At 49.3% G+C, this 24,917-nt stretch carries 25 protein-coding genes; 23 read left to right on the top strand and 2 right to left on the bottom strand.

From position 1 onward, the window contains the following. From IJ22_RS01140 to IJ22_RS26970, 22 genes are all read left to right on the top strand, one after another. Positions 1–1,200, top strand: coding sequence for an acyl-CoA dehydrogenase family protein (locus IJ22_RS01140; RefSeq protein WP_054820120.1), 1,200 nt, complete (start codon positions 1–3; stop codon positions 1,198–1,200). Positions 1,201–1,259: 59 nt separating this feature from the next. Then, the gene (locus IJ22_RS01145) at positions 1,260–2,078 is read left to right on the top strand and encodes a MetQ/NlpA family ABC transporter substrate-binding protein (RefSeq protein WP_062406624.1); all 819 of its coding nucleotides are present in this window, start codon (positions 1,260–1,262) and stop codon (positions 2,076–2,078) included. A 17-nt stretch (positions 2,079–2,095) separates the two neighbouring features. After that, the gene (locus tag IJ22_RS01150) at positions 2,096–2,854 is read left to right on the top strand and encodes a methionine ABC transporter ATP-binding protein (RefSeq protein ID WP_062406626.1); all 759 of its coding nucleotides are present in this window, start codon (positions 2,096–2,098) and stop codon (positions 2,852–2,854) included. Beyond that, on the top strand, positions 2,847–3,509 hold the full coding sequence (locus IJ22_RS01155) for a methionine ABC transporter permease (protein WP_054820117.1): 663 nt from the start codon (positions 2,847–2,849) through the stop codon (positions 3,507–3,509). The genes IJ22_RS01150 and IJ22_RS01155 overlap by 8 nt, the downstream gene beginning before the upstream one ends. Positions 3,510–3,632: 123 nt before the next feature. Further along, positions 3,633–5,057 (top strand): LLM class flavin-dependent oxidoreductase, encoded by a 1,425-nt coding sequence (locus IJ22_RS01160; protein ID WP_062406628.1) that lies wholly within the window; start codon positions 3,633–3,635, stop codon positions 5,055–5,057. Between the two features lie 78 nt (positions 5,058–5,135). After that, positions 5,136–6,008 carry a MetQ/NlpA family ABC transporter substrate-binding protein gene (locus tag IJ22_RS01165; RefSeq protein WP_062406630.1) on the top strand — a complete coding sequence of 291 codons (873 nt, stop codon included), beginning with the start codon at positions 5,136–5,138 and terminating at the stop codon, positions 6,006–6,008. A 33-nt stretch (positions 6,009–6,041) separates the two neighbouring features. Continuing rightward, positions 6,042–6,809 carry a methionine ABC transporter ATP-binding protein gene (locus IJ22_RS01170; RefSeq protein WP_062406632.1) on the top strand — a complete coding sequence of 256 codons (768 nt, stop codon included), beginning with the start codon at positions 6,042–6,044 and terminating at the stop codon, positions 6,807–6,809. Then, entirely contained in the window at positions 6,802–7,467 is a 666-nt protein-coding gene (locus IJ22_RS01175) for a methionine ABC transporter permease (RefSeq protein WP_054819950.1), read from the top strand. Before IJ22_RS01170 ends, IJ22_RS01175 begins: the two co-directional genes overlap by 8 nt. 14 nt (positions 7,468–7,481) lie before the next feature. Further along, complete coding sequence (locus IJ22_RS01180; protein ID WP_062406634.1) at positions 7,482–8,867, top strand: LLM class flavin-dependent oxidoreductase; 1,386 nt, start codon at positions 7,482–7,484, stop codon at positions 8,865–8,867. A 16-nt stretch (positions 8,868–8,883) separates the two neighbouring features. Then, positions 8,884–11,139, top strand: coding sequence for an SfnB family sulfur acquisition oxidoreductase (locus tag IJ22_RS26485; protein ID WP_201023582.1), 2,256 nt, complete (start codon positions 8,884–8,886; stop codon positions 11,137–11,139). 45 nt (positions 11,140–11,184) lie between these two features. Continuing rightward, positions 11,185–12,477, top strand: a complete 1,293-nt coding sequence (locus IJ22_RS01190) for a homocysteine synthase (RefSeq protein ID WP_062406636.1) — start codon at positions 11,185–11,187, stop codon at positions 12,475–12,477. Between the two features lie 21 nt (positions 12,478–12,498). Further along, positions 12,499–12,978: a GAF domain-containing protein gene (locus IJ22_RS01195; protein ID WP_062406638.1), complete on the top strand. Its 480-nt coding sequence runs from the start codon at positions 12,499–12,501 to the stop codon at positions 12,976–12,978. Between the two features lie 22 nt (positions 12,979–13,000). Further along, positions 13,001–14,446 (top strand): 4-hydroxyphenylacetate 3-hydroxylase family protein, encoded by a 1,446-nt coding sequence (locus IJ22_RS01200; protein WP_062406641.1) that lies wholly within the window; start codon positions 13,001–13,003, stop codon positions 14,444–14,446. Between the two features lie 633 nt (positions 14,447–15,079). After that, positions 15,080–16,195: a sulfate ABC transporter substrate-binding protein gene (locus IJ22_RS01205; RefSeq protein ID WP_062406643.1), complete on the top strand. Its 1,116-nt coding sequence runs from the start codon at positions 15,080–15,082 to the stop codon at positions 16,193–16,195. Between the two features lie 77 nt (positions 16,196–16,272). After that, complete coding sequence (gene cysT, locus IJ22_RS01210) at positions 16,273–17,109, top strand: sulfate ABC transporter permease subunit CysT (RefSeq protein WP_062406645.1); 837 nt, start codon at positions 16,273–16,275, stop codon at positions 17,107–17,109. 20 nt (positions 17,110–17,129) lie between these two features. After that, positions 17,130–18,017 carry a sulfate ABC transporter permease subunit CysW gene (cysW, locus tag IJ22_RS01215; protein WP_062406647.1) on the top strand — a complete coding sequence of 296 codons (888 nt, stop codon included), beginning with the start codon at positions 17,130–17,132 and terminating at the stop codon, positions 18,015–18,017. A 5-nt stretch (positions 18,018–18,022) separates the two neighbouring features. Further along, positions 18,023–19,084 (top strand): sulfate/molybdate ABC transporter ATP-binding protein, encoded by a 1,062-nt coding sequence (locus tag IJ22_RS01220; RefSeq protein ID WP_062406649.1) that lies wholly within the window; start codon positions 18,023–18,025, stop codon positions 19,082–19,084. A 95-nt stretch (positions 19,085–19,179) separates the two neighbouring features. Further along, the gene (locus tag IJ22_RS01225; protein ID WP_054819946.1) at positions 19,180–19,425 is read left to right on the top strand and encodes a YezD family protein; all 246 of its coding nucleotides are present in this window, start codon (positions 19,180–19,182) and stop codon (positions 19,423–19,425) included. Between the two features lie 337 nt (positions 19,426–19,762). Then, positions 19,763–20,206, top strand: a complete 444-nt coding sequence (locus IJ22_RS01230) for a flavodoxin (RefSeq protein ID WP_054819945.1) — start codon at positions 19,763–19,765, stop codon at positions 20,204–20,206. A gap of 16 nt (positions 20,207–20,222) precedes the next feature. After that, positions 20,223–20,969: a hypothetical protein gene (locus IJ22_RS01235; protein WP_062406651.1), complete on the top strand. Its 747-nt coding sequence runs from the start codon at positions 20,223–20,225 to the stop codon at positions 20,967–20,969. Then, entirely contained in the window at positions 20,933–21,769 is an 837-nt protein-coding gene (locus IJ22_RS01240) for a hypothetical protein (protein WP_062406653.1), read from the top strand. Before IJ22_RS01235 ends, IJ22_RS01240 begins: the two co-directional genes overlap by 37 nt. Positions 21,770–21,868: 99 nt before the next feature. Next, positions 21,869–22,099 (top strand): VOC family protein, encoded by a 231-nt coding sequence (locus tag IJ22_RS26970; protein WP_082660614.1) that lies wholly within the window; start codon positions 21,869–21,871, stop codon positions 22,097–22,099. 47 nt (positions 22,100–22,146) lie between these two features. On the opposite strand, the gene msrA is transcribed toward IJ22_RS26970, so the two are convergent. Both msrA and IJ22_RS01250 read right to left on the bottom strand, forming a co-directional pair. Continuing rightward, the gene (msrA, locus tag IJ22_RS01245) at positions 22,147–23,115 is read right to left on the bottom strand and encodes a peptide-methionine (S)-S-oxide reductase MsrA (RefSeq protein ID WP_062406655.1); all 969 of its coding nucleotides are present in this window, start codon (positions 23,113–23,115) and stop codon (positions 22,147–22,149) included. Positions 23,116–23,137: 22 nt separating this feature from the next. Beyond that, positions 23,138–23,764: a TetR/AcrR family transcriptional regulator gene (locus IJ22_RS01250; RefSeq protein WP_062406657.1), complete on the bottom strand. Its 627-nt coding sequence runs from the start codon at positions 23,762–23,764 to the stop codon at positions 23,138–23,140. A gap of 415 nt (positions 23,765–24,179) precedes the next feature. Here IJ22_RS01250 and hxlA point away from each other — a divergent pair, with 415 nt between their 5' ends. Then, positions 24,180–24,812, top strand: coding sequence for a 3-hexulose-6-phosphate synthase (gene hxlA, locus IJ22_RS01255; protein ID WP_062406658.1), 633 nt, complete (start codon positions 24,180–24,182; stop codon positions 24,810–24,812). The last annotated feature ends 105 nt before the right edge of the window (positions 24,813–24,917 follow it).

Raw genomic sequence — 24,917 nt, forward strand, 5'->3', positions numbered from 1 at the left:
ATGTCGGGAATTATTTCTGAAAATAAAAACAATGCCGCTTTGATACTCGATGAAGTACGTGAAAACATTCGTAAAATTGTGGAACAAGTGATCCGCCCCAATGCAGATCGTATTGATAGAAATAAAGAATTTCCAAGTGAAAATATTGCCGCTCTTGCGAAGGAGGGATTTAACGGCATTTTACTGCCGGAAAAATTAGGGGGATGGGGATTAAACTATTCGGCCTTTGGGATTGCTGTACAGGAAATTGCGAAGGCATGCCCCTCCACCGCATTAATCTACACCATGCATGTTGAGGCAGCCCGTACGATATACGCCCACGGAAATGAGGAGCAGTGGGAACGTTGGTTGAAACCTGTCCGCAGCGGAAAGTTCGGAACGACTTCGACCAGCGAAGGAGCGACCGGAGGCCATTACTGGTACAACCTGAGTGAAGCCGCAAGAAAGGATAACGGTTATATTATTAATTCACAAAAGTCTTTTACTACGAGCAGCGGATTTGCGGATTTTTATGTATTCCAGACGAAAACGCCAAATGCCAAATCGCCGGATGACATCACCTATTTTATCGTGGATGGCCATCAAGAAGGGATAGAACCCGGAGAATGGTCCGCAATGGGAGTGCGTGGAAATCACAGCTCTTCGCTTCGTCTTCGGGATGTTTATGTAGATGAAAAGGATCGTTTAGGCGAAGAAGGCGAGGGAAAGGAAATTGTTCAAAACGGTATTGCTTACTTGATTGGCTTAGGGGCTACATGGACCGGAACCGCTATCGGGATTTTGGACGAAACACTCGCTTACGCCAAGCGGAAAGTCCATCAAGACGTGAATAAGGCATTAAGTGATTATCAAATTATTCGCAGTCAATTGGCAAAAGCGAAAATTTTAACGGCCGGCCTGCAGGCCTGGCAGAAAGATTTGGCTTTACAACTGGATGAATGGCTGGAAAGCGGAGAAAAATACGCTCCGGAAGAACTGAAAAGCAGTTTGCTTGAATTTAAAGTATTGGCTTCCGATGCAGCAAACGAGATTGCCCAAATTGGACTTGATGTAAGCGGAGGATTCGGCTACCGCGAAGGAACGCTGGAGAGGTTATACCGGGATGCCCGCGCAGGTATCGCCATGGGGCCGTCTAATCATATCGCGCGTGAAATGATCGGGAAAAAACTTGTAGGAATTACGGATGATCTATGGAACTAAAAGATGCACCATCCTGAAAAAAGATTTATAAAAAATAACAGAAGTTTTTGGAGGAGAACATGAATAGAATTTCGTTTTTTAGTTTAATCATTAGCTTGATGGTTCTGGTAAGCGGCTGCGGGCAGGCAGCCACTAATGCTGGTGAAGTAAAAGGGAATACATTAGTGATAGCAACGAATCCTTCGTTTAATGGTTTTCCGGAAATACTCGAATATATACAACCCAAGTTGAAAGAGCAAGGTATCGATTTAAAAATCCAATTTGTAAATGACATTATTCAGCCGAATGAACTCGTGAATGATAAAAGTGTGGATGCCAACGCTTTTCAGCATATTCCTTACATGGAATCCTACAACAAACAACACGGGACTCAATTGGTTGCAGCAATTAAAGTGTTGGCTTGGCCTTCCGGACTTTATTCTAACCGTTATAAAAACATAAACGATATTCCCGACGGGGCAACAATCAGTATACCGCAAGACCCTTCCAATAACGGAAGAGCGCTTGATTTCCTGGCACAACATGGATTCATCAAATTAAAAGAAGGGGTAGGATTATCGGCTACCAAAAAAGATATCATTGAAAACAAGAGAAATTTCAAAATTGTGGAACTGGATCAAGGGATGTCGGCCAAATCTCTGGATGATGTAGATTTGGCGTTTATATTAGGCGGTTATCAAACCGCTGTGGGGCTTCATTTAAAAGATGCGCTACTGGCGGAAGACTCGACATCTGAATTTATTGGCGTTATTACTACCAGAGCCGATAACCAAAATGACGAAAAAATTGAAAAATTAAAAACCGTCCTGCATTCACCGGATGTTAAAAAATTTATTGAGACAACATTTGAGGGGGATATTATTCCTGTATTTGAATAAAGGAGGTCGGTCATGAAATGATACAATTAAAAAACATAAAGAAAATATATAAAGTTAAAAAGGGCGTAACCTTTGAAGCGATTAAATCCGTATCGTTGAATGTAGAAAAAGGGGATATCTATGGGATTATCGGTTTCAGCGGGGCGGGAAAGTCGACTCTGCTCCGTACCATTAACCTTCTTGAAAAACCCGATGAAGGAGAAGTTCTTATCGAAGGAAAAAATATCATGACTTTAAAAAAGAAAGAATTACGGCATACAAGGCAATCGATTTCCATGATATTTCAACATTTCAACCTGATTCATAATAAAACCGTTTATGACAACGTATCTTTCCCATTAGAAATTGCCGGAATACCAGGAGTTAAACGTAAAAATATAATCGAAGAATGCCTTTCCATTGTTCAATTGGAGGATAAAGCAGATCAATATCCATCCAGCTTAAGCGGGGGTCAGAAACAAAGAGTTGCCATTGCGAGGGCTTTGGCAACGAATCCCAAAATTTTATTGTGCGATGAGCCTACATCCGCTTTAGATCCCCAGACAACGGAAAGCATTCTGGCTTTTCTGAAGAAAATTAATCAGGAGCTAAATATAACCATGGTGATCGTTACGCATGAGATGGATGTAGTGAGAAAAATTTGCAATAAAGTAGCCGTAATGGAAAAAGGGAGCATTTTGGAGGAATTTACTTTATCCGATCAGCAATATGATCCAAAGTCTGAAATTGCTAAATTAATTTTGAATAAGGGCAAAAGGATGAAATTAAATGCTTGACAACATCATACAACAACTCCCTGATATTATGGAAGCCGCCAAGGAAACGGCAATCATGGTAGGAATTTCGGTAGCGTCCGGTATCATATTTGGAATTCCCTTAGGAACCATTCTGTTTTTAACAAGAAAAGGGCAATTGCTGGAGCAATCCTATCTATTCAATCTTCTCAATTCATTCGTTAATTTAGTTAACGCATTTCCTTTATTAATTTTAATTGTAGCCGTGATTCCGTTTACTCGGCTGTTAGTAGGTACATCCGTCGGGACGGTCCCTGCTGCTGTACCGCTTTCGATCGCTATTATTCCATACTTCGCCAGATTAATAGAACAATCATTGGTGGAAGTAAACAAGGGGGTCATCGAAGCTTCTATTTCAATGGGAGCCAATATATTTCAAATTGTATGGAAAGTGATGTTTGTTGAAGCAAGATCAGGAATCGTGGTTAGCTTATCTAATATTATTATTCTTTTAATATCTTATTCTACCATAGCGGGTGTTGTTGGCGCGGGTGGACTCGGGGATTTTGCCGTTCGCAATGGTTATTACCGTTATCAACCGGATATTATGCTCGCTACCGTTTTTGTAATGATCGTTTTAGTTTGTGTGATTCAGATTAGCGGCAGTCGTTTAGCCAGATATTTGGATAAGCGATAAGAGTAAACGGAGTTATTTGCAAATAAAATTCCTACTTGACACATCGGAAATAAGGTATTAATATAAACCCCATGACAATACAAATATAACATATAATACCAGATTATCGAAGGAGGCGTGAGGATGGGGAAACAAATTTTAATGAATGCATTCGATATGAACTGTGCCATGCACAATTCTCACGGCCTGTGGAAGCATCCCGATAATCAAAGGCATCGTTACAAGGATCTGGAATATTGGGTGGACATCGCCCAACTGCTGGAAAGGGGGAAATTCGACGCTTTATTCCTGGCTGATGTTGCAGGCATCTACGATGTATATCGGCAAAGCGGTGCTCCGGCCATTCGCGACGGGGTGCAGGTTCCTTTGAACGATCCCGCTTTAATTGTGCCGGCAATGGCTTTGGTCACCAAGCACCTTTCCTTTGCGGTCACGGTAACGACCACCTACGAACACCCGTATGCCCATGCCAGAAGGTTCTCGACGCTCGATCATTTGACCCAAGGCCGGTTGGCATGGAATATTGTCACCTCTTATTTGCCTAATGCAGCCAAAAATTACGGCCTGGATGAAATGATTAAACACGATGAACGCTATGAGCTGGCGGACGAATTTCTGCAAGTTGTCTACAAGCTGTGGGAAGGAAGCTGGGACGAGGATGCGGTAGTGCGTGATGTCGACCGCAATATATATACGGACCCGAACAAAGTCCGTAAAATTCATCATGCAGGGACCTATTTTAAAGTACCCGGGCCCCATCTAAGCGAACCGTCGCCGCAGCGCACGCCTGTGATTTACCAGGCCGGCAGCTCGGAGCGGGGAAGAGCTTTTGCGGCAAAGCACGCGGAATGCGTATTTGTCGGCGGACAGACGCCGGAGGCTTTAAGGTTTTATGTGGAGGACATGCGCAATCAGGCCGAGAAGCTGGGCCGGGATCCGCAAAGCATCAAAATGTTCACGGGATTGAATGTCATTGTAGCCGAAACGAAGGAAGAGGCACAACTAAAGTTCGAACAGTATGCATCACTGTGGAGTCGGGAGGCGGCTCTGGCGCAATTCGCCGGATCTAGCGGTTATGATTTGTCTGCGTACGATCCGGACTCGTATCTGGAATACAAAAATACGAATCATGGACAGACAAGAGCGGCCCAATTCACGACTTTTGCTCCCAAAAAGCTGACGGTCAAAGAAGTCATGGACAGGATCGGTACACTGGGCGGTCAAGGCTGGGTGTTCGCCGGAACACCTCAGGAGGTTGCCGACCATATGCAGGAGAAGATGGAGCTAACCGGCATCGACGGATTTAATCTAGCCCATCTCATCACACCGGGAAGCTTGCGTGAATTCATTGATTTGGTCGTACCCGAGCTGCAGAGACGTGGCATTTACAAGCTGGATTACGAAGAAGGGACACTGCGCGAAAAATTGTTCGGACAGGGAAACAAACGGCTCCCTGATCATCATCCTGCTGCGCAATACCGCAATAAAGATGCTTATCCCACCCCCATATTCAATGCCGACCAGTTCACTGGAGACATCCATCCTTAAAGTACATAAGGAACGGGATGTCTTTTCTTTTTCATACGAATGCATACGCAAAAAACAGGATAAGGAGTGTCATATGTCATGAAAAGGGCCATTACATTGATCATGATATCCCTATTGCTTTCCCTGACTGCCGCCTGCGGGAATACGGCCGGGCCTGCATCATCGACAACAGGTTCGCAAACCGAAGCGGGAGCCGGGAAATCCGAGGACAAAGTCATTAAGCATATTATGAGCGATAGCGGGTTTAGCGGGGAAATCGCCGCAATTCTAAAGGAAGAATTGGCCAAAGACGGCTATATCCTTGAGCATGTGGTGGTCAACGATATTATTCAACCGAACAAAATGGTGAATGACGGTCAGGCCGACACAAACTTTTTCCAGCACGAGGCTTACTTTAATCAGTTTGTTGCCGATCATGGATTAAAAAATATTTCACGTGCGTTCTACACCATATTCACTCCTTCAGGGCTGTACTCGAAAAAATACAAGTCGTTTGATGAAGTGCCTGACGGTGCAACCATCGGCATACCGGTCGACCTGGCCAATAACGGACGCGCGTTGTTCATGCTGCGCGACCTGGGTCTGTTGAAGCTGAGGGATGGCGTGGAAGTCATCCATGCAAGCCTGAAGGACATCACCGACAATCCGCATAACTTTAAGTTCAAGGAAGTGGATCAGTTGATGCTGCAGCGTACGCTGGATGATGTGGATGTAGGATTCTTGTTTGCCGGTACGGCGGTTCAGATCGGTCTGAATCCCAAAAAGGATTCCTTGGCGGTCGAAACCGGAGAAGGATTGCCTTACAAATCGATTGTAGCGGTTCGTAACGACCTGATTGGCTCACCGAAGGTCAAGGCATTGCAGAAAGCCTTCCAAAGCAAGGCGGTTAAAGATTACTATACATCGAAATACGGGGACGCGATTCTATTTCTTGACGATTTGAATAAATAAGCTTAACCCGATCACGCGAAAGGAGAGGTAACCATGATCCATTTTCAAAATGTCGGCAAGACGTTCACGACTCCCACAGGTCCGCTTCAAGCGGTTTCCTCCGTATCCTTGAAGGTGGAGGAAAGAGATATTTATGGTCTGATCGGATTCAGCGGGGCAGGAAAATCTACGCTGCTTCGAATGATCAACTTGCTGGAAAGACCCGATGAGGGCTCTGTACTGGTGAATGGGGAAGATTTAACCCAGCTATCTCTCCGGGAACTGCGCAAGAGACGCCTTTCCATCGGCATGATCTTTCAGCATTTCAATTTGCTGAACAATCTGAATGTGTACGACAACGTTTCGTTCCCGCTGGAAATCGCCAAGGTGCCAACGGAGCAGCGCAAACAGCGCATTGAGGAATGCCTGGAGATGGTGGGTTTGTTGGATAAGGCCAAGACCTATCCGGCCAAATTAAGCGGGGGGCAGAAGCAGCGGGTCGCTATTGCCCGGGCGCTGGCCAATAAACCGAAAATTTTGTTGTGTGACGAACCGACCTCTTCCGTCGATCCGCAAACGACGGGAAGTATTCTGGCGTCACTCAAGGAAATTAATGAGAAGCTTGGCATTACCATCGTCATCGTGACTCATGAAATGAACGTGGTCAAAGCCATATGCAACAAAGTAGCCGTCATGGAACATGGACGGGTGGTCGAGAAGTTTAATCTGCGCGAAAGCAACATCGCTCCCAAATCTCCGATCGCCCAGTACTTGTTCAAGAATGAAATTTCCTTGGAAACGAGGGAAGCGGCCTATGCTTGATAACATTATTTATGCTTGGCCGGAGCTTCTGAAGGCGATCGGAGAAACGTTCTATATGCTTGTTTTGACCATTCCGATTGCGGTTGCTATCGGTACGCCGCTTGGCACGGTGCTGTTTCTTACCCGACCGGGATCGTTTTTGAAGGCTCCGCGGTTTTATGTGATCTTAAACGGCATTGTCAATCTAATCCGTTCCTTTCCGTTCCTTATTCTGATGATCGCCATCATCCCGTTTACAAGACTGATCGTCGGCACCGCGCTTGGCACGACGGCGGCTACCGTGCCGATGATCATCAATGCGGTTCCTTATTTTGCGCGGTTTATTGAACAAATCCTGCTTGAAGTCAACCGCGGAGTGGTGGAGGCCGCCGAGTCGATGGGGGCCAATAAGTTCCAGATCGTCTGGAAGGTCCTGTATACGGAGGCCCGTTCGGGCATTGCCAATTCGATTACGATTGTAACGGTCAGCTTTCTGTCCTATTCCACTGTGGCCGGTCTGGTGGGCGGGGGCGGTATCGGCGACTTTGCCATCCGCTACGGATATTATCGTTATCAGACCGACGTCATGTTCGTCACGATCATCATTATGGTGCTGTTTGTGCAAATCTTTCAATTTACGGGTAACCTGATTGTACGCAAATTGGATAAACGGCTGTAAGGAGAGTGTGTACGATGCCCAAAAAAATGCATTTGAACGCCTTCGAAATGAACTGCGTCGGTCATCTGGCACACGGCTTATGGCGTCATCCGGATAACACCCGGCACCGGTACACGGATATAACTTATTGGACGGAGCTGGCTCAGCTGCTTGAACGGGGGAAGTTTGATGCATTGTTTCTTGCGGATGTGGTCGGTGTTTACGACGTATATAAGCAGGGAGACGAAACGGCGCTGCGCGAATCCGTGCAAATTCCTTGCAACGATCCGTTCTTCGTCGTCCCGCCCATGGCGCTCGTGACCAAGCATTTGGGCTTTGCCGTTACTTCCTCTACCACCTATGAGCATCCGTTTGGTCATGCACGGCGAATGTCTACGCTGGATCACTTGACCAAGGGACGAATCGCGTGGAATGTGGTCACCTCGTACTTGCCCAGTGCCGCCAGAAATTTTGTGCTGGAGCATATGGTGCGTCATGACGAGCGGTACGAAATCGCAGAAGAGTATATGGATGTGAGTTATAAGCTGTGGGAAGGCAGTTGGGAGGACGATGCCGTGATCCGGGATGTGCAAAAGCAGATCTACACGGATCCTGATAAAGTTCACTTCATTCATCATGAGGGAAAATATTTCAAGGTTCCGGGCCCCCATTTAAGCCAGCCGTCCCTTCAGCGAACGCCGGTCATCTATCAGGCCGGCACCTCGGCCCGTGGCCGGGCCTTCGCTGCAAAGCATGCGGAAGCGGTGTTCCTGGGAGGAGGGACGGTCGACAGGCTGCGGCAGTATGGCGAGGATATCCGTCGGCAGGCCCGCGCGTTCGGCCGCAATCCTGAACATATCAAGCTGTTTGCCGGGGTTGCGACGATTGTCGGCCGGACGAAGGAAGAAGCGCAGCGGAAATATGAGGAATACGCCCGATTATACAGTGTAGAGGGCGTGCTTGCCCATTACGGAGGGGGAAGCGGCTACGATTTGTCCGCATATGATCCGGAGGACGATCTGGAGTATGTGGAGACCGATCACGGACAGACTTCGGCCGCCCAGTTCACGAAGCACAGTCCGAAGAAATTGAAGGTCCGCGAAGTGGTGAAAACTCTTGGCACGATAGGCGGCCGGGGCTTGTTCGTTGTCGGTACGGCCGAGGAGGTAGCTGATCGTTTGCAGTATTGGGTGGAGGAGGCCGGCATCGACGGCTTCAACGTATCCCAGTTCCTTTCTCCCGGCACGCTGCAGGATTTTGTGGAGTTGGTCGTCCCCGAGCTTCAAAAACGCAAGCTGTTCAGGGAAAACTATGAAGAAACGACTCTTCGTGAGCGGTTGTTTGGAAAAGGGACGGTTCAGCTCCCGGAAGGGCATCCGGGTTCCGTATACCGCCGGACAACAACAACGTCTTTGACTTAAGGGGGCCGTATGCCAAATGTCCATTCAACTTCATACGCAGGCGAAATTGAATGATCCGATACCCGGCGCGCTGGGACTGGCGTGGCAGATCGGGGAGCTCCAGGTCGATTTTAGACGCCGGGGCATCCTGTTAACCTACGCGCCTGAACGCGGTGAGCTCACGGTTGGGGATCATTCGGAGGAAGCATTCTCCATTCGATACGAAAATGCATTCTCGGCGATCGGCTCCATTTTGAAGGAAGACGACCGTACCATCGCGGGTATTTCCATACAAGACCGGCGTGATTATATTCTGGTTCTTCCCGATTCCAAACGGCGCAAGCTTGAAGATCTTCGAGGGGCCGTGATCGGAGTTCCTTATGCGCAGGAAACCTTCGATGAGCTGTGGAGGGCGGCCGCGATGCATGATCTGGAATCCGCCCTGTACGGTGCCGGAATAGCCCGGAACGATGTGTCCTTAAAGGATCTGGGAACGGATACGGGAAAGGCTGCAGACCGGGGTGCCGTCACACGGCGCGTCATGGAGGCGCTGCTCCGCGGGGAGGCGGATGCCGTCCTGGTAAGCGGCATTTCGGGATTCGCGCTTCAGAATTGGCTTGGGGCACGACCTTTAGAAGGGTTTCATCGAGGTGCGGATCAATGGGAAGGATTCCTCTCTGCGGCCAAGGTGCAGGTCTTGACGATACCTGCCGGTTTGTCCGCCGAACAGCAGGCGGCCGCGGACCGGGTATTGGCTCATGCCATTGCGGCTTCTCAGTGGGCTATCGGGCACAGGGCCGAGGCCAACCGGTTGATCGCCAGAGAAATGGGTATACCGGAGACAGCCGTAGAGGTTGCGTATTCCGCGAACCTGCACGCACAGCTCGATTTGGAGCCTACAACCGAGAAGCTGGAAGCGCTGGAGCAGTATAAACAATTTTTGTTTTCGCGCCGGTTTCTCGCCCGGAATGCGGGGGTGAAGGATGCGTTGGACGCGCAGCGGTTTCATGCAGCGCGTTTACTCATCGAGTCGGGACAGATTGAACTGCCCGGTATGGAGCCGGTATCGCCTTATGCGCTGGCCGATGTTCCCCGCAGCTTCTTCACCGACCGGCCACCGGCTCATATTCTCTCCGGTGACAAGGAGGCCCTCGAAGCCGCCAAATCGTATGCGGCATGGATCAAGGACGGCGAATCCGACCGTGACCGCTACCGGCAGCTGCCCTTTGAGCAGTTGAAGCAGCTTGCCGCAAGCGGGCTACTGGGGCTAATGGTGCCTAAAGCGTACGGTGGTCCCGGTATATCCGTCTTCACGCTGACCGAGATATTCAAAATCATTTCCGCAGCGGACGGATCTTTAGGACAAATTCCGCAAAACCATCATTTTTTCGTAAAGACAGTGGAGCTGGTCGGAACCGAGGAGCAGAAGGCGTTTTTCTTCAGCGAAGTGTTAAAGGGGGCGCAGTTTGGAAACGCGCTTGCCGAGCGGGGCTTGAAGAGCTATAACGAAATGTCGACCAGGTTAAAAAGCGATGGAAAAGGAGGATACCGTTTATCCGGAACGAAGTATTATGCCACGGGCGCGCTGTACTCCCACTGGATACCCGTCTCCGCATTGGACGAATCGAATAAACGGATTACGGCCATGGTCCCCCGTCATGCAGAAGGCGTCACCGTAATTGATGACTGGAGCGGAGTCGGCCAGCGCACGACGGCAAGCGGAAGCGTCATTCTTCGCGATGTGGAGGTGCCCCAAGCTCATATTTTGCCGCATTGGAAAATTTTCGAGCCGCCACAAATTTTCGCGGCATTCGGGCAAATCATGCATGCCGCCATCGACGTCGGCATCGCGCAGGCGGCGCTGGCGGACGCCGCCTGGTTCGTCAGGGAAAAGACCCGGCCCCCGCTGAAGAGTGGACTGGAGCGAGCCTCGGATGATCCCGATCAAATCCGCAGGTTCGGAGAGCTTGGCATACGTCTGCATGCGGCGGAGGCTCTCCTGGAGAAAGCCGCCCGATTGATCGATGAGGCGGAGCAGGAGCTGAACGCCGAAAGTGCGGGCCGGGCCACGTTGGCGGTGGACTCCGCCAAATATTTTGCAACGGAAGTTGCCATTGAGGTGACGAACGCCTTGTTTGAAGTTGCCGGATCCGCATCGATGGATCAAAAGTACAATCTGGACCGGCATTGGAGAAATGTACGCATCCACACGCTTCATGATCCGGCCCGCCTCAAGCTTCACCACACGGGCAGCTGGTTTCTGAACGGCATTTATCATGAATATAAAATATGATGACGGAACAGGGATATCCCACACCATTTTGAGGAGGTTATATGTATGTCAGAAGAAAGACAGCTTCAGCCGGAAACGTTAGCCGTTCATGGGGGACAGCAGGTTGACCCTGCTACACTGTCGCGTGCGGTACCCATTTACCAGACCACATCTTACGTTTTTAAAGATACGGATCATGCGGCAAGCCTGTTCGGCTTGCAGGAGACGGGCAATATTTATACGCGCGTGACCAATCCCACCACCGATGTGTTCGAACAGCGGATTGCTCTGCTGGAAGGTGGGTCCGGAGCGTTGGGCGTCGCATCCGGTCAGGCCGCCATCACGTATTCGATTTTGAATATCGCTTCTGCCGGAGATGAGATCGTTTCGGCGTCAAGCCTGTACGGCGGAACGTATAATTTGTTCTCGACGACATTGCCTAAGCTGGGCATTCAGGTGAAATTCGTCGACCCGAGCAATACGGAGAATTTCCGAAGCGCTATTACCGATAAAACAAAGGCTATCTTCGCGGAAACGATCGGCAATCCCAAGGGAGATGTGCTGGATATCGAAGCGGTTGCGGCCATTGCCCATGAGCACGGCATACCGCTGATTGTGGATAATACCTTCCCAAGCCCTTATTTGCTGCGCCCCATCGATTTCGGCGCGGACATTGTTGTGCATTCGGCAACCAAATTTATCGGGGGCCACGGCAACTCCATCGGAGGGGTCATCGTGGATTCCGGCCGATTCGATTGGGCAGCCAGCGGCAAGTTCCCGGGACTGACGGAGCCGGATTCGAGCTACAACGGTCTCGTGTATACGGAAGCGGCCGGTCCGCTAGCTTATATTATTAAAGCGCGCGTCCAATTGCTGCGGGATCTTGGCGCCGCACTGTCTCCGTTCAACTCGTTCCTGCTGCTGCAGGGCACGGAAACGCTGCATCTCCGTCTGGAGCGGCACAGCCAGAACGCCCTTGCCGTCGCCCGATTCCTTGAAAACCACGAATCCGTCGAGTGGGTAAGCTATCCCGGACTCGAGAGCCACGCTTCCTATGCACTGGCGCAAAAATATTTGCCTAAAGGTCAAGGGGCCATCTTGAGCTTTGGCATTAAAGGCGGGGTTGAGGCCGGCAAAAAGCTGATTCATGCGGTGCAGCTGTTCTCCCATTTAGCCAATGTGGGAGATTCCAAGTCGTTAATTATTCATCCGGCCAGCACGACGCATCAGCAGCTTAATGAAGCGGAACAGCTGGCAACCGGGGTTACGCCGGGACTCATCCGGCTGTCCGTGGGGACGGAAGCCATTGACGATATTCTGTATGATCTGGAGCAGGCATTGCGAATTAGCCAATCTTGACCGGGATGACGAGGTGGTTTTATGTTTACGAAAGTGACTTATCCGGATACGCGAGAGGAAAGCTATGCCTTGCTGCTGCGCCAGCTGAAAGAGCTTGTGGAAGGAGAGCTTAACCGTATTACCAATCTGGCTAATGCGGCGGCTCTGCTCCGCCAGTTTCTGGACGATATCAATTGGGTCGGCTTTTATTTGCTGGAAGACGGCGAATTGGTGCTCGGCCCTTTTCAGGGATTGCCCGCATGCGTTCGCATTCCCGTCGGCAAGGGCGTTTGCGGAACCGCAGTAAGCCTTGAGGAGACCGTTGTCGTCGATGACGTTCATCAATTTCCGGGGCACATCGCTTGTGACAGCGCTTCGAATTCGGAAATTGTCGTTCCTTTGCTGAGCGGCGGGCAAATCATTGGGGTACTTGATATTGACAGTCCGCGTTTTGGACGGTTCGATTCCACAGATCGTCACTATTTAACTGCATTTTGCGATGTATTAGGCACTTACTTGTAGAAAAAGAGGAGAACCGTCATCAATGCTTTCACGGGGAAAAAGATTTATAGACAGTTTACAAGACAACCGGAACGTATGGCTGGAAGGAAAAAAGGTTGATAAGCTGCATGAGCATCCGGCCTTTAACGGAACATTAAAGATCATCAGCGGGTTATTCGATTTATTGGATGACCCGCGTACACGCAATGAAATCGGTTTTCCGGTGAATGAGACGGGAAAATATGCGCACAGCTCGTTTCTTGTGCCTTATACGCTGCAGGACTTATCCTCACGCAGCAGGGCCTTCTATTACTGGGCCCGGGAAACGCATGGCGTCATGAGCCGACTTTCCGATTATGCCCGTTCCATGGTCACCGGATGGTACGGGAGCCGGGAGCGATTGTCGCGGCTCGATAACCGGTTTTCGGACAAAATCTCTGCATACTATCAAACGGCGCGGGACCGCGATCTGTTTTTGACCACGTCGCTGCTCGATCCGCAAATCGACCGATCCAAAGGGCTGAATGACAAAAAAATTGCCGAGCGCTACCTGCATGTGGTGAAGGAAACGAGCGAAGGCATCGTCCTGCGCGGCGCAAAAATGATTGCGACCGGAGCGCCCTATACCCATGATTTTCTGATTTTCTCCTTTCACCGGCTGATGAATGATTACGGCAAGCACGCTCATGCTTTGATCGTGCCGGCGGATTCTGCCGGTTTGCATATCGTATGCCGCGAATCGTTCGCGGATCCAAGGGAAAAGGAACATATTCTCAGCTCCAGGTATGACGAAATGGACGCCGTCCTGCTGTTTGACGATGTGCTCGTTCCTTGGGAGAGGGTTCTTCTGTATGGAGATGCCGAGGCGGTCTGGGAGCTTCGTACGAATAAGACGGCCAATGCGCTTGCGTTCCATCAAACGGTCGTCAGGTTTGCGGCCAAACTGGAATTTGTGACGGGCGTCGCCTTCGCGATGGCGGAAACCATTGGCGTGAACGGGTTTCTGCACATTCAGGAGAAACTGGGAGAGCTTTTGACCCAGATCGATACGATCAAGGCGCTGTTAATTGCCTCAGAAATACAGGCCCAGCCCGATGAAGCGGGAATTCTGGTGCCGAAGTCCACGTATCTGGATACGGCAAGAAGTCTTGGCACGAGGTTTTACCCCCGGGTCATCGATATTTTGCAGCAAATCGGCGGCGGGGGATTCGTACAGACACCATCCTCGCTTGCTGAATTTCAAGGGCCTATTGCCCACCTGCTGGATTTGTATTTTGAAGGCGCTACAGTGGGCGCGGAGAAGAAAGTGCAGTTGTTCAAACTGGCGTGGGATTTGATTGGCAGTCCGCTTGGCGCCAGGCACGAGCTGTATGAGCGGTTTTATGCTGGCGACCCGGTTCGCGCGTTTGCCGGGCAGTATTTGAGTGCGGATAAAACTTTACTGACAGATCCGGTTTGGAAGCTGCTGAAGGATGTCCACGATTCTTGATCGGGCGTTTCTGAACGGCAGTTAGAATCAACGCAGTATGGCAATTCAACGAATAAGTCAACACCGACGACCCGTTATCCTTCTTTTGCAGAGGATTGCGTGGTCTTTTTTTGTTTTTACAATTGATTTAAAGTTGCAATAAAGTAAAAAAAAATAAAAGAATCATCATTTTTACCAATAGTTTTTTCCATTGTTGAAAAAAGTTGAATACTAAAGACGAACGTTTTTTCGCCTGATCGATACATCCTGAATTATAAATAGGAAGAAATAATTTGCGAATAGGCTAATGCACAGACGCTTGCAATCACGGGCCTGGAAAATCTGTCATGCAAAAGATCCTTCCGGTTTTGTCCACTTGATATTTTTTTGGAAAAAAGACGGATTTTATCGCGTTTTTTAAATCAAATTCATACGATAGGATTAAAAAATCGGGATCCTTTCGTTGAAAAAAAAAAGGATTGACACCCATTTACACGGGTGCTAATATACTTCCTATAATTGAGTAAGTTTATCGGAATTATAAGCTAAAAACCGGAACGGTAAAGCACTTCTATCCATTTTGGCATAAGCTTCCGGATTTTTCAATGATCATCTCAGTATAAGCAATACTTATAAAACAGGAGGGGTTTCCTTATGAGTAATTCGAGAAAAAATGGCGTGATCCGGTCTTTCGGCAAATTTTCCATGATTAGCGTATTAGCCTTATCCTTAGTAGGACTTACGGCATGCGGAAGCACCGGCTCTACCAATAACGGGGCAAGCGGCGGTACGGCCCCGGCAGGCGGAGAAAACAAACCCGAGGCTTCTGCCAAACCTCCGGTCGAGCTGTTGAACGTATCTTACGATCCTACGCGCGAGCTGTATCAGGAATATAACAAAGCCTTCGCCAAGCATTGGAAGGATACAACCAATCAAACGGTTACCTTTAAACAATCGCATGGTGGCTCCGGCAAGCAAGGCCGGTCGGTCATCGACGGTTTGGAAGCCGATGTCGTAACCTTGGCGCTGGCTTATGATATTGATGCGATTCAACAAAAAGGACTCATCCAAGAAGGCTGGCAGAGCAAGCTGGAAAACAACAGTTCACCCTACACTTCCACCATTGTATTTCTTGTGAAAAAGGGTAACCCTAAAGGAATTAAGGACTGGGACGATCTGATTAAGCCCGGCGTGCAGGTCATCACGCCGAATCCGAAAACGTCAGGAGGCGCGCGCTGGAACCATTTGGCCGCTTATGGATATGCCTACTATAAAAACAATAATGACGAAGCCAAGGCGAAAGAATTCATAGAGAAGCTGTATAAGAACGTTCCGGTGCTGGACTCCGGCGCACGGGATTCCACAACAACCTTTGTTCAGCGCGGAATCGGCGACGTACTGCTTGCCTGGGAGAACGAAGCTTTCCTTTCCATTAACGAGTTCGGTAAGGATAAATTCGAAATTGTAGTTCCATCCATGAGCATTCTGGCTGAACCGCCGGTAGCTGTAGTGGATAAAGTCGTCGATAAGAAAGGCACACGTGAAGTGGCACAAGCTTACTTGGAGTATTTGTATTCGGAAGAAGGGCAAAATATCGCGGCCAAAAACTATTATCGTCCACGTTTGGAGTCCGTAGCCAAACAATATGAAAACCAATTCCCGAAAATCAACCTGATTACGATTGATGACCCGCTCTTCGGGGGCTGGCAAAAAGCTCAAAAAACACATTTTGCCGATGGTGGTTTGTTTGACCAGATTTACAAACCGTAATGAAATAGGTGAATCCTGACGGACAATTTCCACTGGAAGTTGTCCGGTCAAGGTTCGGCATGAGGAGAGAAAGACCCATGGCAAAGAGTTTGAAAAAACGCAGTATTATCCCGGGATTTGGTCTATCCATGGGTTTTACTGTAACGTATCTAAGCTTGATCGTACTTTTTCCATTGTCGGCCATATTTATCAACACATCCGGAATGGGCTGGGAGCAATTTTGGCAGACGGTTACCGATCCGCGAGTAGTCGCCTCTTATAAAATCAGCTTTGGAACAGCGCTTGGGGCCGCATTCATTAACACGGTGTTTGGATTTATTGTGGCATGGGTTCTTGTCCGCTATACGTTTCCAGGCAGGCGATTTTTAGACGCTCTGGTTGATCTGCCGTTTGCTCTGCCAACGGCAGTGGCTGGTATAGCGCTGACGACGATCTATTCACAAAACGGCTGGGTTGGAAGCCTGCTGGAACCGATGGGAATCAAAATTGCATTCACTCCATTAGGTATAATGCTGGCTCTTACCTTTATCGGCATTCCGTTCGTTGTAAGGACGGTTCAACCGGTCATTGAAGAGTTGGAAAAGGAAGTGGAAGAAGCGGCTGTCAGCTTGGGAGCCAAACGATGGCGGACGTTTCGCAAGGTCATTTTTCCCGAATTGCTGCCGCCGTTATTAACCGGATTTACGCTGGCGTTCGCAAGAGCAGTAGGAGAGTATGGTTCGGTAGTGTTCATCTCCGGCAACATGCCGATGAAAACGGAAATTGCCCCTCTTCTTATCATGACGAAGCTGGAGCAGTACGATTACGCAGGTGCGACAGCGATTGCCTTGGTCATGCTGGTCATCTCCTTTTTGATGCTTCTTGTCATCAATTACTTGCAGTGGCGAACGAATCGGCATACGACGACGGCATAAGGGAAGAGGAGGAGTAAGCTATGGCTGGCTATGTAACCACCACCGTAAAGTCAAATCCGACAGCCGGCTCCAGACCCCGGCATATCACGGAATCCCCGCTGGTCAGATGGATACTGATTGCTGTCGCAACGATGTTTCTTGGATTTCTATTAATATTGCCGTTAATCAGCGTATTTGTGGAGGCTTTTCGCAAGGGATGGGAAGTCTACTCTGCGGCTTTGGTTGATCCGGACGCCGCTTCCGCTATCCGCTTGACCCTTACCGTGGCGGCCATTGCAGTGCCGGCTAACCTCGTATTCGGAATTGCGGCCGCCTGGGCCATTACGAAATTTAAATTTAAAGGCAAGAACGTCCTAATCACATTAATTGATCTTCCTTTTGCCGTATCCCCTGTGATTGCGGGCTTGATCTACATCCTGCTGTACGGCTCTAACGGATGGTTCGGCCCTTGGCTTGAAGAGCACGATATCAAAATCGTCTTTGCGCTGCCGGGAATCGTCTTGGCTACCGTATTCGTTACCTTCCCGTTCGTAGCTAGGGAACTTATTCCTCTTATGCAGTCCCAAGGCACACAAGAGGAAGAGGCGGCTGTCACGCTCGGTGCCAAAGGCTGGAGAATCTTCTGGAAAATCACCCTGCCGAATATCAAATGGGGTTTGCTGTACGGAATCATTCTATGTAACGCCAGGGCGATGGGAGAATTTGGCGCGGTATCGGTCGTTTCCGGTCACATCAGGGGATCGACGAATACCATGCCGCTGCATATTCAAATTTTGTATAACGAATACAATTTTGCAGGGGCTTTTGCCATGGCATCGCTGTTAGTACTGCTGGCTCTGGTGACGCTTATTTTGAAAAGTATAATCGAATGGAAATATCAACACCAGCCGGGTATAGAAGGGAAGTAATCCGCATGCATATCGTGGCCAAACACTTGACGAAAAGCTTTGGCAGTTTTGTAGCCACCAAAGATGTCAGCTTCGAGATTGAAAAGGGAAAGCTGATTGGCTTGCTGGGTCCCAGCGGCGGAGGGAAAACAACGATTCTTCGCATGCTGGCCGGACTGGAGGAGCCGGATGAGGGAGACATCCTGTTTCTTGGAAAGAAAGTGAATTCCCTGCCGCCGCAGGAACGGGGGATTGGTTTTGTATTTCAAAACTATGCGCTGTTCCGGCATATGAACGTGTTCGACAATATTGCGTTCGGATTAACCGTACAGAAGCGGACGAAGGCACAGATTAAGGCACGGGTGAATGAGCTGATTGAGCTAACCGGCTTGAAAGGGATGGAAAAAAGGCTTCCCCACCAGTTGTCCGGAGGCCAGCGCCAGAGAGTAGCCTTTGCCAGAGCGATCGCCCCCGAGCCGCAGCTGCTGCTCCTTGATGAACCGTTTGCCGCCATCGACGCTAAAGTGCGCAAAGAACTGCGTACCTGGTTAAAAGAGATGATCAACCGCGTCGGAATTACGACCATCTTCGTAACCCATGACCAGGAAGAAGCGGTCGAGGTAGCCGATCAGATGCTGATCATTAACCAAGGCCGTCTGGAGCAGCAGGGCACTCCGATTGAAATCTATAAGCAGCCTCGCACACCATTCGTCGCCAGCTTCATAGGCGAATCAAACCAGCTGAGCGATATATCGAAATTTAAAGGATTTGAAACTCAAGCGCTGCAGGAAGCGCAAGCGATCATTCGTCCCGAATTTATCGAGATTGGACTGCCGAAAGAAATGGCTTTTCCTTTCGCTGCAGAAGACGGCGTAGTAAGGAATGTATATTTCAGGGGTACGAATTGGCAGGTGGAAGTCGAAGTGTATGGCGAAAAGCTGTTCGGCTATCGTTCCTTGGAGCTGCCGACACTCCATCCTGGAGATCAGGTACAGGTTTTGATTCACCGTATTTATCTGTTTAATGAAGAGAGCAACGTCACGCTGGAGAACGGCCTCAAGATTGATCCTATGCCGGTACACATTTAAACCGCCCATGGAGGAAGAACTGTCACAGAGTCAACAGTTCTTCCCAACTCAAAACACAGGAGCCGGTAATATAAATAAGACGGAGGTTGGTAACCATGGCTAAGCCGCTGGACGTAGATGAGCTTTGGACACATCGTATCATTCAAAGCATTAACGGATTAGAGTATGGGACGGTGCAAATTGTCGTACACGATGGAAGAATCGTTCAGATTGAACGAACGGAACGTAAACGCTTCGAATCGGATCAAGCCGTTTCCGCCAAAGAAACTCCGCGAAAACCGGAGAAATCGAATGATTTCAAGAAAACAAAAGTCTACCGGACCACTGGAGACTTCCTTTAAGTGCCTGCGCGGTGGATAGGCTATTATGGGAAGTCGTTTTTTTATCGACCATGAATGGATGGCGAAGAACACAAGAAACAGCACTAATTTCGGGAAGTCCTTCCGTTGGCTCTCATAAATCGATGATCGATGCGGAGTGGATTATTATCCGCAATCGTTATTCAAAAGACCCGTGGAGGGTCTATTTTTTTTGTTGACAAATGATAACGATAACCATTATCATTTATTCATAGTGATATTGAGAATCATTATCACTATGAGTTCGTTTCATTACATAACAGACCCGCAGCGGTCTGACAGACGCTCACTGCATAATACTGAGGAGGACGATAGCAAAATGGCAAACATTCTTATGGTTTTTGCAAGCATGACGGGGAATACGGAAGATATGGCGGACGCGATTGCTGAAGGGATTCGTGAGGCGGGGGAGGAGCTTGTCGTCAAGTCTGTCCTGGATACCAACACGAACGAGCTGGAAGCGTACGACGGCATTATCTTGGGTGCATATACATGGGGGGACGGCGAGCTGCCGGACGAATTCCTTGATTTTTATGAGGAGATGGATGAGTATTCTCTGAGCGGGAAGAAAGCGGCCGTATTCGGCTCCTGCGACTCAAGCTATGCGCAGGTCGGTGCAGCGGTAGATATTTTAGTTGAGAAGCTGCGTGAACGGGGAGCGGAGGTTGTGCTGGACGGACTGAAGATCGAGCTGTCCCCGTCCGCGGATGAAAAAGAGCAGTGCAAAGAATTTGGCCGGCGGTTTGCTTTGGCTGTGCGATGAAGGGAGGGGAATCGGTATGCTGCAATCCCAAGCGAAACTCCCCGGCGGGGTATTAACCCGGTTGAAAGACTATGAAATCGAGGCCTGGCTGTGCTCCCCGGATGAGTATCGCGATATTTATGTACTGGGTAAGCAGCCGACGTCCCCAAACTGGCGGCAGATGGCCCAATATGCGGTCAACCATATTCTGAACGACTGCCACGCCATCCCGCCGAAACAACGCAGTACGGCTGCGGTCCTGCAGCGCATTTATGAGCGTTGGAAAATCAATCCCGGATTATTCCAATCCAAGGTTCATTATGTGACGGTGCTTGCCGCGGTAACAGACCAGCTGTTGAAATATTTTGCCGCACAGCCAAAAGATACGGAGCCGCTGTTACTGTTTGAAAGCTTCACGGCTGTCATTCAGGAGCTGCAGCTTGAATTGTCGATGATTTTTCAGGTTGCCCAATGGACAAAAGAGGGTCTGCATATCCAAAAAATAGTGGTCAATGAGGACCCTGCTCTGTGGAACGGCTACGTTCAAATGATGACGCTGTTCAGCTGCAACGGGTTCGGGAATCTTCCGGCCAAAATCGAGTGGATCGGATTGCTGTCGGGTAAGCGGAGGGTTTATTATCCTCGCAAAAAGGACGTAGCAAGAGCAGTCGATTACATGGAATGGGTTCGCAGCGGAATGGAGAAGACGCATTTGAACCCGGATTACTCTTCAGAGGAGGGACATCGATGGGATTGTTATATGATGCCGTCCATTATCCAATGAAGGTAGAAGGAGGCAGTAAGATCTCCCTCCCTGCTCTGCGCATTTCTTGCTTGGCCCGCCTGGATGAGAACCGGATTGTGGCCGCTACGTTCGGCCAAGGCACATATGCTCAATCGGCGGACGGAGAATGGGAGGCTATGAATTCGGGCTTGCCGGAACGAACGGTGACCTACCGCCTGCAAGCGCTGAATGGAAAACTCTATGCGGCCACCGATCGGGGGTTGTTTGCCTGGAGCAGCGGGGCATGGCATCCAACCGGGCTGACGATGCCCTGCTATCGGGTGTTGGAGGGAAGCTCCATCCTTGCGGGTACGGCGATCGGATTAACACAGCAGGCCGACGATCATTGGGATTTGTCCGCTTTTCCCAATAGGGCGGTATATGATTTGCTGTCTTCTCCACAATTCTTGTTTGTCGGGTATGCCAAAGGGATGGCCTTTTATGATTATTTGACCGGGCAATGGCACGAGTTTCACTTGGATTCCCCGGTGACGTCTTTGTCGGTTTGCCAGGGCCGATTGCTTGGTGTGACAGCCAAGGGAGAGCTCGTTTTGGGCAACAGGAGGGGCGGATTTTCAACGATTCGCTTTGATGATAAATTTTTTTATCGATGGGTGCAGGTGGGACCGCATATCTTGGCTTGCTCGAGCAGCGGCTTGTATAAGATGGTGCTCCATCAGGAGAATCCGGTGCTGTATTCGATCGGTATTCGCGGCGCCGTTACGGACGCCATAGAGGTAGGGAACCGTTTGGTCGTGTCTACGCTTCATTACGGTCTGGTCAGTCTCCCCTTTTCCTGATGATTGCTGGTAAAATAATAGTAAAACGGGAGGGATGGCGTATGGCTAATCGAATACATCCCGAAACAGTGCTGGGGCCGGTTCATTTAATTCGGGCACATTCATCTCCATGTTGCGGATTTGGAACGGACCCGAAAGTTTTATTGCCAGGTATTAGGCTTTGATCTCACGGCTCATTATGGGAATAGCGCTCTATTTGACGGAGAGATGACAGCGATTCTGGATCGCCTCGGGAATGCCGGATCACTGCCGAAAAACAAGAGGACGGCTGGTTTGTCCGCGACCCCTCAGGGATTCGTATGTTATGGAAGATTCGATCCTAACCGATGAAAATAGGAAGAAGGCTGGTTCACATCCGTGAATCCCAGCCTTCTTCTTTATTTTTTAAACAAATGCTTGAATTGGCCATACCCTTCTTCTTCCAAACGTTCCACCGGTATAAAACGAAGGGCCGCGGAGTTGATACAGTAGCGCAAGCCGGTTGGTTCAGGCCCGTCTTCGAACACATGACCGAGATGAGAATCCGCCTCCTGGCTGCGAATTTCCACACGAATCATGTTGTGGGAGACATCGATATGCTCCGTTACACGGCTTTTTTCTATAGGCTTGGTGAAGGAGGGCCAGCCGCAGGCCGAATCGAATTTGTCCAGCGAGCTGAATAAAGGTTCGCCCGATACGATATCGACGTAAAGTCCCTCTTCTTTATGGTTCCAAAACTCGTTGCGGAACGGGGGTTCCGTACCGTTGTTCTGCGTCACTTCATATTGGAGCGGCGTGAGGCGCTGTTTCAGTTCCTCGTCCTTCTTGCGGTCTTTCCACTGTTCTCTTATAAATTTCTCCCGGCCGGAAGCTGCAAAATAAGCTTTATAGCGAACCGGATTCGTCTTGTAATAGTCCTGATGATAGTCTTCTGCGGGATAGAACGGTTTGGCCGGCAAAATCTGTGTTACGATCGGTTTTTGAAAACGGCCGCTTGCCGCAAGCTGCTGCTTGGATTGCTCGGCCAATTGCTTTTGCTCTTCATTATGATAAAAGATAGCCGTCCGGTAGGAATCGCCGCGGTCGGCGAACTGGCCGCCGTCATCTGTGGGATCGATCTGCTGCCAGAACAGCTCCAGTAACCGTTCGTAGGGAAAGAGCGTTGGATCGAATGTAATTTGGACAGCCTCATAGTGCCCCGTCGTATTCGAACATACTTCCTCATAGGTCGGGTACTCTACATGACCGCCTGTATAGCCCGACACGATCTTGACAATGCCCGGCTGTTCGTCAAACGGCTTGACCATACACCAGAAGCAGCCGCCTGCAAATGTCGCTAACTCCAGTTGGTTGTTTACACCAGTCATATGTTCTCATCTTCTTTCATCGTTATTGTGGTGCGGCTTCATCCAGCAGCTTCTCTACGATGACGGGAAGCATCCGGATGGTGTCGCTGTCGGCCCCGAAGGTTTGGCTGGCCGCGTAAGCACCCTCGATCCAAAGGGCCAGTGAATGGGCTAAAATCTCCGGATCGGTTGCATTCATCGATTTTGTTAACTCCACGAGCTTCTGAATAAGCGCCTTTTTGTGAGCAAAAACCAATTGGCGGGCGGGATGCTCAGGATCGGGAAATTCTATGGCGATATGGCTGAAACAGCACCCGCGATAACCGATAACGGATGATTTATCGGCCAAATCCGTAAACAATTGAATGATTTGACGTCTTGGCTGATGAGGATGCTTCGCAAGGCTTGCTTCCCATTCCTCCCAAAACTGCTTGCTTTGCCTGTCCAAATAGGCCAGAATCAGTTCATTTTTGGAGGAAAATTGACGATACAGGGTCATTTTATTCATGCCTGCCTGTTCCACAACAGAATCCACACTTACCGCACGGATGCCTTCTTTGTAGAACAGCTCACCGGCGGCCTGAAGGATATATTCCTGGGCTTGAGCTCTCGGCACTCGTTTTCTTTTTGAGAAGGCCGGTTTCGGCTTTTTTGCATTGAGGTTTGTCATTCAACATGTCTCCTGCGCCGCTGGGCTTTCCAAATATCCGAAACGGTTCAATGAAGCCACCATTTAGGATGTTACTGATCGGTAACAATGATAGTTGTATCATAAGTATTGAAGACTCATATGTCAAGCGGGTACAAGCCGAAATGACGTGCCAAGGCTCTGCGGTAATAAAGCCCCGCAGATTTTGCCAAGACATGGAGAACTGCTGTTATAGGCCAAAAGTATCCTATTTGTTACTTCACTACTTAAAAGTGCGTACTTCCTTTTTTGAAAAAACGGACCTACAATAAAGCTGTCTTCAATAAAGACAAGGCATTATGGTTCCTGGCCGGGGCTGCAAATGAACAGATTCGCCATCTTATCTTGTTTTGGCTTACAAACCAAAAATTATATAGACATAAGGAGAGAAGCAGAAATGAAGTTACAATTAGCATTGGACCTGGTAGATATTCCTGGAGCAAAGCAGCTGGTAGCCGAAGTGCAGGAGCATATCGATATTGTAGAAATCGGTACGCCGGTTGTGATCAATGAAGGATTAAGAGCGGTAAAAGAAATCAAGGAAGCCTTCCCTTCCTTGACGGTATTGGCCGACCTGAAAATTATGGATGCAGCCGGATATGAAGTGATGAAAGCTTCCGAGGCGGGCGCAGACATCATTACGGTACTTGCGGCAGCTGAAGATATGAGCATCAAAGGCGCTGTAGAAGAGGCGAGAAAACAAAAGAAACAAATCCTGGTCGACATGATCGGCATTAAAGACATCGAAGGACGCGCTAAAGAACTCGATGCTATGGGCGTAGACTACATTTGCGTACACACAGGGTACGATCTTCAGGCCGTCGGACAAAACTCCTTTGAAGACCTGAAGAAAATCAAGCGTGTGGTCAAAAACGCCAAAACGGCGATTGCAGGCGGCATCAAGCTGAGCACATTGCCGGAAGTGATCAAAGCGCAGCCGGATCTGGTTATTGTAGGCGGCGGGATTACCGGACAAGAAGATAAAAAAGCGGCAGCAGCCGAAATGCAAGCATTGATCAAGCAGGCTTAATCGCCGGCTTCTGTTCAAGCGGATGGGTTACAGACTCCATACGCAAGGCTGAAACATGATCTTAGTCCTCGCTTACTATAGTGAGGACTTATTTTTCCGAAACAA

Source organism: Paenibacillus naphthalenovorans, assembly GCF_001465255.1.
GTDB classification, from domain to species: domain Bacteria; phylum Bacillota; class Bacilli; order Paenibacillales; family NBRC-103111; genus Paenibacillus_G; species Paenibacillus_G naphthalenovorans.